Genomic DNA, 13,420 nt, shown 5'->3' with positions numbered 1-13,420 from the left:
CCGCTGACCTGTCGGTCAGCGGGGCCGTCGTCGTACGACACTCAGTGCGTCACTGCGTGGGCAGGTCCGAGAGCAGGCTCTCGAGGTCCGTCGGCAGGTTCGACGGGAGGTCGGAGAGCAGGCTCTCGAGGTCCTCCGGCGAGGTCGGGAGATCCGTCGGGATGCCGGACGGCAGGTCCGTCGGCAGGTCCGTCGGGAGGTCCGTCGGCAGGTCCGTCGGCTCACCCGAGTCGGAGCCGGTCGAGCCGGAGCACTTCTCGTCCTCGTACTTCGTGAACGCCTCGACCTTCTTCTGGTCGTCCTTGGAGATCAGCTCGTCCTCGAACTTGCTCGGGTCCTTGGACTCGAAGGCCTTCTTGACGGTGTCGCCGTCGATGTCCTTGAGCGCGTCGACCTGGATCTCGAAGCCCTCGCGGGCGTCGTCCGGGATGCCCTTCGGGGTGCCGATCTTCTCGGCCTCCTCGGCCTGCTGCTGGAACAGGTCGGCGATCTTGTCGTAGTCCTTCTTCTCGAAGGCCTTCAGGAACTCCTCGTCAGCGGTCTGTGCGGAGATGCTGCAGAACTCCTTGACCGACGCGTCGGACGGCGCGCCGCCACCGCAGGCGGTGAGCGAGAGGGCGAGCAGGACGACGGCACCGGCGGAGGCCAGCGGGCGCTTCATGAGCGTCATGTGTTTCCTTTCGTGGTGGCGGCGTCAGCCGCCGAACTGGTCGGCGCAGGTCTTCTGCGCGTACTCGGTGAACGTGGTGACGTCCTTCTCGTCGTCCTTGGACACGCCAGGGATCGAGTCGTCGCCGTCCTTGGAGCCGAAGGACTTCTTCGCCTCGGCGTAGTCGAGACCGGTCACGGTGTCGACCATGACCTCGAAGCCGTTGCGCTCGGCGTCGGAGATCTTCTTCGGCGTACCGATGTCGCCGAGGTCGCCGTACGCCTTCTGGACCTTCTTCCACTCACTCTCGGTGGGCTCCTCGCCCTTGATCGTGGTGATGACCTTGAAGATGTCCTCGAAACCGCCGCAGAAGTCCTTCACCGACGCGTCGGTCGGGTAGCTGCTGCCGCCGCAGGCGGTGAGGCTGAGGCCCAGCAGCACGGCAGCGCCGGCGGCAGCCAGCGGGCGCTTGATCGGGGTCATGTCGATTCCTTTCCGTCAGGGAGCGGAGCACTCGCCACGCCCCCGACGGGAGCGCGGCCGCACGGGCAACCACGCGGTCACCCTGCCCCCACCGGCCTCAGACTATTCACAGGTAGGGCGAACAACAGGTTGCGACCCCGTGACCGGCGTGGTGCAACAACGCCGTCAGCGGTCCCAGAGCGCGGCCGGCGGGACCGCGAGCAACCCCTCCAGCGCCACGACGTACGACGCCCGCGGGACCTCACGCACGCCCAGGCTCGCGAGGTGCCGGGTGGCCCACTGCACGTCGACCAGCCGGTTGCCGGCCGCACCGTCGGCGTCCGCCCGCAGGCCCTCGACCAGCCCGATCAGCGCGACCTTCGAGGCATCCGTGACGTGGTGGAACATCGACTCCCCGGCGAACAGCCCGCCGATCGCGACGCCGTACAGGCCCCCGACGAGGCGCCCGTCTCGCCAGGTCTCGACCGAGTGCGCCCACCCGAGGCGATGCAGGTCGCCGTACGCACGGGCGATCCGGGCATCGATCCAGCCGTGCGGCCGGCGCGGGTCGGCGCACGCGGCGACCACCTCGTCGAAGGCGGTGTCCACGCGGATCTCGAAGTCGCGGGCAGAGCGCCGCAGCGAGCGGGACACCTTCAGCTCGTGGAGCTGCAGGACCCCGCGGTACGCCGGGCTCCACCACCCGACCGCCCGGCCCTCGGGCATCGGGAACAGCCCGCTGCGGTACGCCGCCAGCAGGGTGCCCGGCGCCAGGTCGGCGCCGACCGCGACCAGGTCGCTGCCGTCGTGGGTGCCGTCGTCCTCGTCCTCGTCGTCGTACTCGCCCGGGTCGTCGAGCACCGGCAGCGCCGCCAGCTCCGCACGGGTCGGGAAGACCCAGGGGCTGGGCTCGGGCTCGACGGGCACGAGCCGAGCGTAAGCGCTCGGGCTGCCCCTCTAGGCTCGGGACATGGCTTCGCTCAAGAAGGGCCTGGCGCTGCGGACCGCGCAGCAGCTCGCCCCGAAGGTCACCCGGCTGGCGCCGGGGCTGACGCAGTCCTTCGTGCGCGAGGCGTTGCACCGCGCTCTGGTGGGCGTCGGGCCGCTGCCGCCGGCGGCGGAGGCGGCGCAGGTGCAGCTGGACGAGCAGCGCGGCAACGTCGACAAGGCCGTGCGGGAGCTGATCGAGAACCACGTGGCCTACGCCAGCGTGGAGGGCCTCGCCACCAACCTCGGCGGCCTGGTCACGGCCGCGATCATGGCGCCGGCGAGCATCACCGGGCTCGCGCTCATCCAGTGCCGGATGGTGGCGGGGATCGCCCACCTGCGCGGCTACGACCTCGACGACCCGCGGGTGCGCAACGCGATCCTGGTCTGCATCCTCGGTGAGGACACGGTTCAGGCGATGGTCAAGCGGCAGCAGCTGCCCGCGCCGCCGATGGCCATCGCGACCGCGCCGCAGCACGATCCCACCCTGGACCGGACGGTCTCGACGGTGCTGGCCGGCGAGCTGATCGGCCGGGTGATCGGCAAGCGGCTCGCCACGACGGTCGGCAAGAAGGTGCCGCTGGTCGGCGGTGCGGTCGGTGCGGTGGCCGACGGGTGGAGCACCTACCGGATCGGCCGGTACGCCGGCCGCGAGCTCCGGCCGCTGCGGCCGAGCTCGTCGAGCAGCCCGAGCCGCTAGGCGATCTGTCGTGAGGCACGAGCGAAGATGTATCGAGACGTCGGCGAGGCGTCTCGATACGCCTCTCGCTAGCGCTCGCGGCTACTCGACGAGCTCAGGGCTCCTGCGGCGCCCGGTTGCGCGCCTTGCGGTAGACGTCCAGTGCCTGGCGGCCCTTGCCGCTGCGCTCCAGCTTCTGCACGGTCCACTCCATCGACCGCATCAGCCGGGGCGTCCGGGCGCGGACCAGCTCGCGGCGGGCGGCCTCGAGCTTGCGGCGCAGCCGCTCGTTCTCGGCGTGCGCCTCGGCGTTGTCGAGCAGCAGTGCCTTGATCGCGTCGACCGCGGCAGCGGCGACCTGACGCTCCGGCGGGTGGTCGGGGTCGACCCACTTGCCGGCCGGGACGGGGGCGCCGCGCAGGTCCTCGAGGTCGCCGGTGACGTCGTACCCACGGCGAGACAGCTCGGCGATCCAGCTCTCGGTGAGGTCGTGCACCCAGGGGTACTGGTCCGGCGGCAGGCCGAGGCGGGCGGACTTGGTGCGCTTGGAGAGGGTGCGGTGCGCGAGCAGCTCACGGACCAGCGGCCGGTAGTGCTGCGGCGGCAGGTCGCGCGCGGCGGTGCGGTTGATCCGGCGGATCAGCGCCGACTCGGGGACGCCGAGGCTCGGGTTCGCGCGCCGGGTGGTGAGCTTGAGGTCGAGCCCGTCGAGGCCGAAGGTCGTGCTGAACCGGTCCCACAGCAGGTCGGGCGAGCCGCCGGACGGCGGCACGGTGACCAGGTGGATCCGCTCCGGCGGGATGTCCGCGCCCCAGCGGTCGAGGATGTCGGGGATCTCCTGGACGCCCCAGAACCAGGCACCGACCCGGTGGGCGCGCTCGGGGTCCTGGATCAGCTCGAGGAAGCGGCCGTAGCCGAAGCGGGCGCGGTGCTTGACGTTCTCCTGCCACTCGGCCGGGATCTGCCGAACCAGGTCGCGCACGGAGAGGATCAGGTGCACCTCGGTGCCACCGTCGCTCGTGTCGCCGCCCGGCCGGTGGCCGAGCGAGGCGAGGGCGCGGGCGACCTGGCTGCGCGAGGCGGAGGCGAGGATCTCGTGGCTGATGATCGCGGTGCCGTCATGGGCCCGGACCTGCTCGGCGAGCCGGTCCCACGCGCCGACGGCCTGGGCCTCGAGCCCGCCCCAGCGCAGCCGCATCAGGTCGAGCGCGGCGAGGAAGTGCTCGTCGAAGCGCTCGGCCGGGTAGAGCACGTCCTGCTTGAGGAGCTTCGACCGGTTCTTGTAGAGGACGTCCTGGAGGTACGACGTCCCGGTCTTGGGCGTCCCGACGTGGAGCAGGACTCGCCGACTCACGCTTCCTCCTTGGCTCTGGTCCTGGCTGTCGCCGTCACGGGATCGAGGAGCAGCCCCAGCGCGAGGGCCAGCACCTCGGCGTCGACCGGCGCCACCGGCCCAGAACCGAGGGGGCGGGGCAGCAGCCGGTCGAGGTCGCCGAGCACAGGGTAGCGAGCAGCGGCGAGGTCGTGGCGGGTGCGTTCGGCCTGCGTGCTGAGCCAGCCGTCCCACCGCGGCGGGAGCGTCGGCGACGGGCCGCCGAGCCCGTCGAGACGCTCGCCCAGGGTCTCGCGGAGCAGCCGCGGGCGGTCCTCGGAGGCCACCAGCAGGCCCAGCGGTTCACCGACCCGGCGGACCAGGTCGACGGCGTGCGCGCCGAGGCGCGGCGGGCCTCCGAGCCGGGTCACCCCGAGCTCGTCGGCGAGCAGCCGGTCGTCGAGGACGACGCGGACCCGCTCGGCGCCGTACTTGTAGGCAGCAGACCGCGCCATCCGCGCCAGGTCGGCGCGCGGCGGCAGGTGCCCGGCGCCGGCGTTGGCGCGTACGAAGCCGCGCCAGGAGGCACCTCCCTGGTCGAAGCTGCGGGCGGCCCAGGCCTGGACGAGGACGGTCTCGAGGTCGTCGGCGAGGAGGTACGCCGTCGGCCGGCGCCCGCCCGGACGGTGCCCCTGCGCGGTCAGCTCGGCGCGGACGGCGTCGGCGCGCCAGGGCATCCCGACGACGACGAACGAGCGCACCCACGGGCGTCGTACGGCACGGACCTTGTCGACGAACGTCTTCTCCGCCGGGGGCACGGCGGAGACGGCCGCGATGTCGTCGGCGATCAGCGCGCTGGCGACCCGGAGCAGCTCGTCGTCGGTCAGCGCGTCCGGGTCGACCGGGCGCGGTCCGAACTGGTCGGGAGCGTCGTCGACACCCACCAGCTCGAGCTCGCTGCGGCCGCGTCCGGAGACGCCGGCGGCGAGCACCCGCTCGGCGGTGGTCGTCGGGACGGTGCGACCGGCCGCGGCGGCGTGAGCGTTGAGGCGGCGCAGCAGCGCGAGCTGCTGGGCGCCGGGAAGCTCGGCGCCGAGGGTCTCGCCCTCACCGGAGCCGTCGGCCGGCCAGTCGAGCCACGGCGTCGTCGCGCCGCTCCGCAACGCGGCCACCCACCCCCAGGCGCGTCGTCGACCACTCATGGCCCAACGTTAAGGGGGCGCCAGGAATCGGCGGAACCGAGGGGCGCCTGACCGGGCGGGGCCGTCGCGAGCGCCGCGCAGCAGGCCTCGTCCGGTCAGGCGCCCCTCAGGGCCCGGACGACCGCCGAGGGACTGGGACGCCCGAGCTGCTGCGCCATCCACACGCTGGCGCCGACGACCGCGGCCAGGTCGACACCGTGCTCGATGCCGAGCCCGGTCAGGAACCAGACCAGGTCCTCGGTCGCGAGGTTGCCGGTGGCGCTCTTCGCGTAGGGGCAGCCGCCGAGGCCGCCCGCCGAGGCGTCGTACGTCGTGACGCCGGACTGGAGTCCCGCATGGACGTTGGTGAGGGCCTGGCCGTAGGTGTCGTGGAAGTGCAGTGCGAGCCGCTCGCAGGCGACGCCGGCGTCGGCGAAGGCAGCGATCAGCGCCTTCACGTGGCCGGCGGTGGCGACGCCGATGGTGTCGCCGAGGCTGAGCTGGCCGACGCCGAGGTCGAGCAGCCGCGTGCCGACGGCCACGACCTGCTCGATCGGGACCGCCCCCTCCCACGGGTCGCCGAAGCACATCGAGACGTAGCCGCGGACGTCCATGCCGGCGACCAGGGCGGCCTTGATGGTGGGCTCGAACATCTCGAACTGCGACTCGAGGCTGCGGTTGAGGTTCTTGTCGGCGAAGGTCTCGGTCGCCGAGGCGAAGACCGCGACGTGGCGCAGGCCGAGCTCGACGGCCCGGTCGAGGCCGCGCTGGTTGGGCACCAGGACCGGCAGCTGGCGGGCGACGTCACCGAGGTCGGCGGTGAGGCCGGTCATCAGGTCGGCGGCGTCGGCGAGCTGCGGGACCCAGTCGGGGTGCACGAAGCTGGTGGCCTCGACGATCGGCAGCCCGGCGTCGATCAGCCGCTTCACGAAGGCGGCCTTGACGTCGGTGGGTACGACGGACTTCTCGTTCTGCAGGCCGTCGCGCGGCCCGACCTCGTAGATCGTGACCTTCGCGGGCAGGCCCGGCTCGGGGACCACCATCGGCAACGTGCTCATGACCCGCTCCCCTCGACGACGAACAGCTCCGCACCCAGGGCCACCTGCTGGCCGGTGCTCGCACCGACAGCGGTGACCGTGCCGGCGTACGGCGCCTTGAGCGCCAGCTCCATCTTCATCGCCTCGACGACACCGAGCACGTCGCCCTCGGCGACCGTGTCGCCGACCGCGACCTTCACGTCGAGGACGGTGCCGGGCATCGGCGCGAGGACGGTGCCGTCGCCGGCGGCCGCCCCGTGGTCGGTGCTGGCGTCGGGGCGGTGGAAGACGTAGCGCTGGCCCTGGTGGGCGAGCTCGACGTGGTGGCGGCTGACCCGGGCGACCGTGCCGGCGGGGACGCGGGCGACCGGGATGGCCGGCTCGTCGAGCTCGACGACCGGGGCCGCCGCCGGGGCGCCCATCCGGAAGCCGTCACCGGCGAACGGACCGCTCGCCGCACTGTTGGCGTCCAGCCAGAGCCGGGCCGCGACCGCCCGGGCCGCCCCCCGGTCGGGAGCAGGGACCTCGTGGCGGTCGAGCCACGCAGTGTCGATGCCGCCGGGGACGGCGAACTCGTCGCCCGCCGCCAGCACCCGCAGGAAGCCGGTGTTGGTGGTGAGGCCGAGGATCGCGGTGTCGTCGAGCGCGGCGACCAGCGCACGCCGGGCGGCCTCGCGGTCGCGACCGGCGACGATCACCTTGCCGAGCATCGGGTCGTACGACGTGCTCACGACCTGGCCGGACTCGAGCGCGTGATCCACGCGCGCGGCCTCGGGCCAGGACACGACGGTCGCCGTACCGGCCTGCGGCAGGAAGCCGCCGAACGCGTCCTCGGCGTAGATCCGGGCCTCGATGGCGTGGTCGTGGAACCGCAGGCCCGACTGGTCGAACGGCAGCGGGTCCCCCGATGCGACGGCGATCTGGCAGGCGACGAGGTCGATTCCCGCATGCAGCTCGGTGACCGGGTGCTCGACCTGCAGGCGGGTGTTCATCTCCAGGAAGTAGAAGTCGCCGCTGCTGGCGTCGAGGAGGTACTCGATGGTGCCGGCGTTCTCGTAGCCCACCGAGGCGGAGAGGTCGACGGCGGAGGCGTGGATGCGGTCGCGCAGCTCGTCGTCGAGCGCGGGGGCGGGGGCTTCCTCGAGCACCTTCTGGTGGCGGCGCTGCACCGAGCACTCACGGGTGCCGAGGTGGACGACGGTGCCGTGGCTGTCGCCGAGCACCTGCACCTCGATGTGGCGGCCGCGTTCGACGTACTTCTCGACGATGATCGTGTCGTCGCCGAACGCGCTGGCGGCCTCGCGCTTCGCGGCCGCGACGGCGGCGTCGAAGTCGCCGGCCGCACGGACCACGCGCATGCCCTTGCCGCCGCCGCCGGCGGCGGCCTTGACCAGCACCGGGTAGGCGAAGGTCGCGGGGTCCTCGTCGATCGCGTAGGAGGGGACGACCGGTACGCCGGCGGCGACGGCCAGGTCGCGGGCCGCGTCCTTGCGGCCCATCTGCTCGATGACCTTCGGGCTGGGCCCGACCCAGGCGATGCCCGCGTGGGTGACTGCGGCGGCGAAGGATGCGTTCTCGGACAGGAAGCCGTAGCCGGGGTGGATCGCGTCGGCGCCGGCCTCCTTCGCGGCGGCGAGGACGGCGTCGGCATCGAGGTAGCTGGGGACGCGCAGCGCGACGTCGGCGTCACGCACGTGCAGCGCGTCGGCGTCGAGGTCGGTGTGCACCGCGACGGTGCGGATGCCGAGGTCGCGGCAGGTGCGGAACACCCGGCGGGCGATCTCGCCCCGGTTGGCGACGAGGAGGGTGGTGATCATCGGGTGACTCCCTTGGGTTCGGCTGGTGGGTTTCGACGCGCCCGTCGCGACCTCGTCCCTCGGTCGCTGGGCTTGCTCAACCTCGTCTCGCAACGCGCCATGCTCGTTCCTCGCATGCCGCTGCTCGCTTGATCACATCCGGAAGATGCCGTAGTTGGGGGCGGGCGTCGGTACCGCGGAGACGACGTCGAGCGCCATGCCGAGCACCCGACGGGTGTCGGCGGGGTCGATGACGCCGTCGTCCCACAGCCGAGCGGACGCGTAGTAGGGCGAGCCCTGGGTCTCGTACTGGTCCCTGATCGGCTGCTTGAACTCCTCGTCGTCCTCGCGGCCGGCGACGGTGGCGAGCACGCCGGCCGCCTGGTCGCCACCCATCACGGAGATCCGGGAGTTGGGCCACATCCACAGGAAGCGCGGGTCGTAGGCCCGGCCGCACATGCCGTAGTTGCCGGCGCCGAAGGAGCCGCCGATCACGACGGTCAGCTTGGGCACGACCGAGCAGGCGACGGCGGTGACCAGCTTCGCGCCGTCACGGGCGATGCCGCGGTTCTCGTACTCGCGGCCGACCATGAAGCCGGAGATGTTCTGCAGGAACAGCAGCGGGATGCCGCGCTGGTTGCACAGCTCGACGAAGTGCGCGCCCTTGAGCGCGGACTCGGAGAAGAGGATGCCGTTGTTGGCGACGATGCCGACCGGGTGGCCGTGGATCCGGGCGAAGCCGCAGACGAGCGTCTCGCCGTACAGCTGCTTGAACTCCTGGAGCCGGCTGCCGTCGACGAGGCGTCGGATCACCTCGCGCACGTCGTACGGCGTGCGGGTGCTGACCGGCACGACGTCGTAGATGCTCTCCGGCGGCTCGTGGGGGTCCTCGACCTCGGTCCGCTCGGCGGCGGCGGGGGTGGGGAGGGTGTCGACGATGCCGCGCAGGATGCGCAGCGCGTGGGCGTCGTCGTCGGCGAGGTGGTCGACGACGCCGGACTTGCGGGCGTGCACGTCTCCGCCGCCGAGGTCCTCGGCGCTGACGACCTCACCGGTCGCGGCCTTCACCAGCGGCGGGCCGCCGAGGAAGATCGTGCCCTGGTTCTTCACGATGACGGTCTCGTCGGACATCGCCGGGACGTAGGCGCCACCGGCGGTGCACGACCCCATCACGGCGGCGAGCTGCGGGATCCCGCGGGCCGACATGGTGGCCTGGTTGAAGAAGATCCGGCCGAAGTGCTCCTTGTCGGGGAACACCTCGTCCTGCATCGGCAAGAAGGCGCCGCCGGAGTCGACGAGGTAGACGCAGGGCAGGTCGTTCTCGGCGGCGACGGCCTGCGCCCGGAGGTGCTTCTTGACCGTCATCGGGTAGTACGTGCCGCCCTTCACGGTCGCGTCGTTGGCGACGACCATGACGTTGCGGCCCTCGACCCGGCCGATGCCGGCGACCACACCGGCCGCGGGGACGGCGTAGTCGTCGGTGCTGCCCGGCTTGCCGTACATGCCGTACGCCGCCAGCGGCGCCAGCTCCAGGAACGGGCTGCCCGGGTCGAGCAGGCCGTCGACCCGGTCGCGGGCAAGGAGCTTGCCGCGGTCGGTGTGCTTGGTGCGGGCGGCCTCGCTGCCGCCCTGGCGCACGCGCGCGAGGCGCTCGCGCAGGTCGACGGCCAGGTCCCGGAGGGTGGGCTCGGAAGTCTCGGACACAGGGACAGGTTAATGATCATTAACCTGTCCCGCAATCCCCCTGACCTCAGCGGAGGCGGAGCAGGGCTCCGGGGCCGAACAGCGGGCCGACGACGTAGACGTGGTCGCTGACGTCGACCCCACCCGGGTTCGTCAGCTGGCCGGCAGCCAGCTCACGCACCCGCGGCGCGGTGCCGCGCGGACGGATGAGGAACAGGCCGCCCTCCTGGGCGCCAGGCAGACCCATCTCGAAGGCGAACCAGCTCTTCTTCGACAGCTCCAGGACGTAGATGCCCTTCGGGCCGGCGGCCAGGTCGGTGATCGAGGTGAAGCCGTCGGCGTACCTCTTGCAAGCACCCTTGCGCGGGTGCTCCGGGTCGCAGGTCGCGTTCTTCGTGCCCGGCTTGATCCGCCACACCTGCGAGGTGCCCGGGGTCGCCGGGAAGCCGCGCAGCTCGCCGACGTACCAGTAGCCGTCGGCCCCGACGGTCACCGACGTGGCGACGGCCTCGGAGACGATCGGGGTGCCGGCGGGCGGGAGCGGTCCGCCCATCTCCGGGGGTACCTCTGGCAGCCCGGCCGGGACCAGCACGGTGCGCGGCATCAGCCGGGCGACCGTCCTGATCTTCCCGGTCTTCGGCCACACGCGGAGCAGGTCGTTGCCGGCCGCGTCGGAGACGAGCACCGTGCCGTCGTCCAGCGCGACGACGCCGAACGGGTTGCTGTCGGCCGGGAAGCCCTCCTGGTCCCACGGGTCCGGGTCGGTCTTCTGGTACGCGCTGATGTCGGCGACGACCTTCGGCGCGGGCCAGCCGCGCTTCCACTTGAACAGCGTGGTCCCGGGCGCGGGCGCCGAGGCGCCACGCAGGACCGACGGGCGCTGCTCCGGCGGCGGGCCGGACGCGCCGGTCAGCAGGTAGATCGTGCCGTGCGGGCCCTTCGAGATCGCCGGCGGGAAGTCCGTAGGGAGGTTGCCGAGCGGGACCACGCGCGCCGCCTTGTGCCTGCGCTCCACGACCAGGCTGAAGTTGCCGCCGGTCTCCGTGACGAGCGTTCGGCCGTGACCGAGCGCGTCGACGCCGCGGGGACCCATGAGGGAGGCGACGGTCTTCGGCGCGGCCCGGCCGCCGTCCTGCTGCCCTGCCACCGCCGGGGCTCCGGTCGCCGCGAGCGCGAGCGCCGCCACCGCCGTACCGATCCTGATCGCTGCCTTGCCCATGGTCTGCTCCTCGGGTCGATGGCGCGCGCACCGCACCGTCACCCTGCCTAGCAGCGGCGCCACGACAGCGTCATGACCCAATCTGGGTAGCCTTCGGGGGTGACCGAGCCGACCCGCCGCGAGCAGATCCTGGCCACCGCCGCCGACCTGTTCGCCGCCCGGGGCTTCCACGGCGTCTCGGTCGCGGACCTCGGCGCCGCGTGCGGCATCTCCGGTCCCGCGCTCTACAAGCACTTCGCGTCCAAGCAGGCGGTGCTCGCCGAGATGCTGACCTCGATCAGCGAGCGGCTGCTCGAGGTGGGCCGTGAGCGAGTCGCGGCCGGCGCCGGCGACCCGTCGGCCGCCCTGCGCGGCCTGGTCGACTGGCACGTCGAGTTCGCCCTCGGCCACCGGCCGCTGATCATCGTCCAGGACCGCGACTGGGAGTCGCTGCCCGTGGACGCCCGCGAGCAGGTACGCCGGCTCCAGCGCAGGTACGTCGACCTGTGGGCCGACCAGCTGCGCGCCCTGCGCCCTGACCTCGACAAGCCCCGCGCCCATGCCGCCGCCCAGGCCGCGTTCGGGCTGCTCAACTCCACCCCCCGCGCCGGCCACGCGATCCCCGATGCCGCCCTGCGCGACCTGCTCGCGTCGATGGCGCTGGGTGCGCTCGGGGTCGCGGATTCATCACGGTATGTAGGCGAATCGCCGCTTCTGTAGCGGAATTCCGGTACAGAACCGATCACTCGCCTACATACCGTGATGAATCCGCCGCACGGAACAGGAGGCTAGAAGCCCGGCTCGGTCCGCTCCAGGATCGGGGCCAGGTCGAGGCCGGCGGGCAGGGTGCCGAAGGCGCTGCCCCAGTCGCGGGCCAGGCGGCTGGCACAGAAGGCATCGGCGACGGCGGTCGGGGCGTGGCGGATGAGCAGGCCGGCCTGGAACACGACGGCGATCTGCTCGACCAGGCGGCGGGCGCGCAGCTCGATGTCGTCGAACTGCGTGAGCTCCTTCTTGAGCGAGGTCACCGCGTCGTCGTAGCGCTGGTCGGTGCCGACGGCGAGCTCGGCCTCGGCGAAGAAGGCGTCGAGGGACTCGGGCTCGCGGCCGATCGCGCGCAGCGCGTCGAGGGCGGCGACGTTGCCGGAACCCTCCCAGATCGAGAGCAGCGGCAGCTCGCGGTAGATCCGCGCCATGTCGAAGTCCTCGATGTAGCCGTTGCCGCCGAGGCACTCGAGCGCCTCGTTGGCGAGGACCGGGCCGCGCTTGCAGACGTAGTACTTGGTCGCGGCGAGGGCGAGGCGACGCAGCGCGGCCTCGCCGGCGTCGCCATGGATCGCGCGGTCGTTGGCGCCGGCGAGCCGCATCATCGCGGTCGTGGCAGCCTCGGACTCGACCGCGAGGTCGGCGAGCACGTTCCGCATCAGCGGCTGGTCGATCAGCAGCTTGCCGAAGGCGGCGCGGTGGCGGGCGTGGTGGGCGGCGTACAGCAGCGCGGTCCGCATCCCGGAGGCCGAGCCGATCACGCAGTCGAGGCGGGTCATGTTGACCATCTCGACGATGGTCTTGACGCCCTTGCCCTCCTCGCCGACCAGCCAGCCGACGGCGTTGTCGTACTCGATCTCGGACGACGCGTTGGACTTGTTGCCCAGCTTGTCCTTGAGCCGCAGGAACCGGATCGGGTTGGCGTCGCCGCCCGGCAGCACCCGCGGGAGCAGGAAGCAGGACAGGCCGCCCGGAGCCTGGGCGAGGGTCAGGAACAGGTCGGACATCGGCGCCGAGGTGAACCACTTGTGGCCGACGACCCGGTATGTGCCGTCGGGCTGCGGGGTGGCCGTCGTGGTGTTGGCACGGACGTCGGAGCCGCCCTGCTTCTCGGTCATCGACATGCCGGCGATCAGGCCGCGCTTGGTCTCGGGGTCGCGCAGGCCGAAGTCGTACTCGCGGTTGGTGAGCAGCGGCTCGAAGCGCGCGGCGAGGTCCGGGTTGGCGCGCAGGGCCGGGACGACGGCGTACGTCATCGAGATGGGGCAGCCGTGACCGGCGTCGACGTTCCAGGCGTAGAACTTGGCCGCACGGGCGACGTGGGCGCCGGGGCGGTCGTCGGCCCAGGGGGCGGCGTGGATGCCGTGGCTGACGGCGGTCTCCGTCAGCCGGTGGTACGCCGGCACGTACTCGACCTCGTCGACGCGGCGGCCGTAGCGGTCGTGGGTGTGCAGCCGTGGCGGGACCCGCTCGGCGAGGCGACCGAGGTCCATGGCCTCGGGAGTCCCGGCCAGGCGGCCGACGGCCTGGATCTCGGGCAGCGCCCAGCCCGCGCCCTCACGCTCGATGCCCTCGAGCAGCGCCGGGTCGGCGGAGGTGTCGTGGTCGACGAGCGGCGGGACCTGGTTGACGACCTCGTGCGTAGCCATGTCCAGATATTACGATTGCGCA

Annotated in this window: 12 protein-coding genes; 2 read left to right on the top strand and 10 right to left on the bottom strand. The window is 72.4% G+C overall.

What is annotated here, in order from left to right; translation table 11 throughout:
- Positions 1–49: 49 nt before the first annotated feature.
- The 3 genes from ACZYRU_RS01050 to aat form a co-directional block, all read right to left on the bottom strand.
- Positions 50–670, bottom strand: coding sequence for a hypothetical protein (locus tag ACZYRU_RS01050; protein WP_488955218.1), 621 nt, complete (start codon positions 668–670; stop codon positions 50–52).
- 24 nt (positions 671–694) lie between these two features.
- Positions 695–1,132: a hypothetical protein gene (locus ACZYRU_RS01045; RefSeq protein ID WP_488955217.1), complete on the bottom strand. Its 438-nt coding sequence runs from the start codon at positions 1,130–1,132 to the stop codon at positions 695–697.
- Between the two features lie 165 nt (positions 1,133–1,297).
- The gene (gene aat / locus ACZYRU_RS01040; RefSeq protein WP_488955216.1) at positions 1,298–2,038 is read right to left on the bottom strand and encodes a leucyl/phenylalanyl-tRNA--protein transferase; all 741 of its coding nucleotides are present in this window, start codon (positions 2,036–2,038) and stop codon (positions 1,298–1,300) included.
- Between the two features lie 43 nt (positions 2,039–2,081).
- On the opposite strand from aat, the gene ACZYRU_RS01035 reads away from it, so the two are divergent.
- On the top strand, positions 2,082–2,798 hold the full coding sequence (locus ACZYRU_RS01035; RefSeq protein ID WP_488955215.1) for an EcsC family protein: 717 nt from the start codon (positions 2,082–2,084) through the stop codon (positions 2,796–2,798).
- A 94-nt stretch (positions 2,799–2,892) separates the two neighbouring features.
- On the opposite strand, the gene ACZYRU_RS01030 is transcribed toward ACZYRU_RS01035, so the two are convergent.
- The 6 genes from ACZYRU_RS01030 to ACZYRU_RS01005 all read right to left on the bottom strand — a co-directional run bounded on the left by ACZYRU_RS01030 (position 2,893) and on the right by ACZYRU_RS01005 (position 11,005).
- Positions 2,893–4,131, bottom strand: a complete 1,239-nt coding sequence (locus ACZYRU_RS01030; RefSeq protein WP_488955214.1) for a hypothetical protein — start codon at positions 4,129–4,131, stop codon at positions 2,893–2,895.
- Positions 4,128–5,291 carry a hypothetical protein gene (locus tag ACZYRU_RS01025; protein ID WP_488955213.1) on the bottom strand — a complete coding sequence of 388 codons (1,164 nt, stop codon included), beginning with the start codon at positions 5,289–5,291 and terminating at the stop codon, positions 4,128–4,130. The genes ACZYRU_RS01030 and ACZYRU_RS01025 overlap by 4 nt, the downstream gene beginning before the upstream one ends.
- Positions 5,292–5,386: 95 nt before the next feature.
- Positions 5,387–6,328 (bottom strand): hydroxymethylglutaryl-CoA lyase, encoded by a 942-nt coding sequence (locus tag ACZYRU_RS01020; RefSeq protein ID WP_488955212.1) that lies wholly within the window; start codon positions 6,326–6,328, stop codon positions 5,387–5,389.
- Positions 6,325–8,124 carry an ATP-binding protein gene (locus ACZYRU_RS01015; RefSeq protein ID WP_488955211.1) on the bottom strand — a complete coding sequence of 600 codons (1,800 nt, stop codon included), beginning with the start codon at positions 8,122–8,124 and terminating at the stop codon, positions 6,325–6,327. Before ACZYRU_RS01015 ends, ACZYRU_RS01020 begins: the two co-directional genes overlap by 4 nt.
- 132 nt (positions 8,125–8,256) lie before the next feature.
- Positions 8,257–9,807, bottom strand: a complete 1,551-nt coding sequence (locus tag ACZYRU_RS01010; RefSeq protein ID WP_488955210.1) for a carboxyl transferase domain-containing protein — start codon at positions 9,805–9,807, stop codon at positions 8,257–8,259.
- 46 nt (positions 9,808–9,853) lie between these two features.
- Positions 9,854–11,005, bottom strand: a complete 1,152-nt coding sequence (locus ACZYRU_RS01005) for a ScyD/ScyE family protein (protein ID WP_488955209.1) — start codon at positions 11,003–11,005, stop codon at positions 9,854–9,856.
- 99 nt (positions 11,006–11,104) lie between these two features.
- Here ACZYRU_RS01005 and ACZYRU_RS01000 point away from each other — a divergent pair, with 99 nt between their 5' ends.
- On the top strand, positions 11,105–11,704 hold the full coding sequence (locus tag ACZYRU_RS01000; RefSeq protein ID WP_488955208.1) for an SACE_7040 family transcriptional regulator: 600 nt from the start codon (positions 11,105–11,107) through the stop codon (positions 11,702–11,704).
- 68 nt (positions 11,705–11,772) lie between these two features.
- Here the strand turns inward: ACZYRU_RS01000 and ACZYRU_RS00995 are convergent, their stop codons facing one another.
- A complete protein-coding gene (locus tag ACZYRU_RS00995) occupies positions 11,773–13,398 on the bottom strand; it encodes an acyl-CoA dehydrogenase family protein (RefSeq protein ID WP_488955207.1) in 1,626 nt (541 codons plus the stop codon).
- Between the last annotated feature and the right edge of the window lie 22 nt (positions 13,399–13,420).

It is taken from the genome of Nocardioides sp. F233 (genome assembly GCF_057813895.1).
Note: the sequence above shows the minus strand (reverse complement) of the source record. Positions and strands in the feature narration are given on the sequence as shown.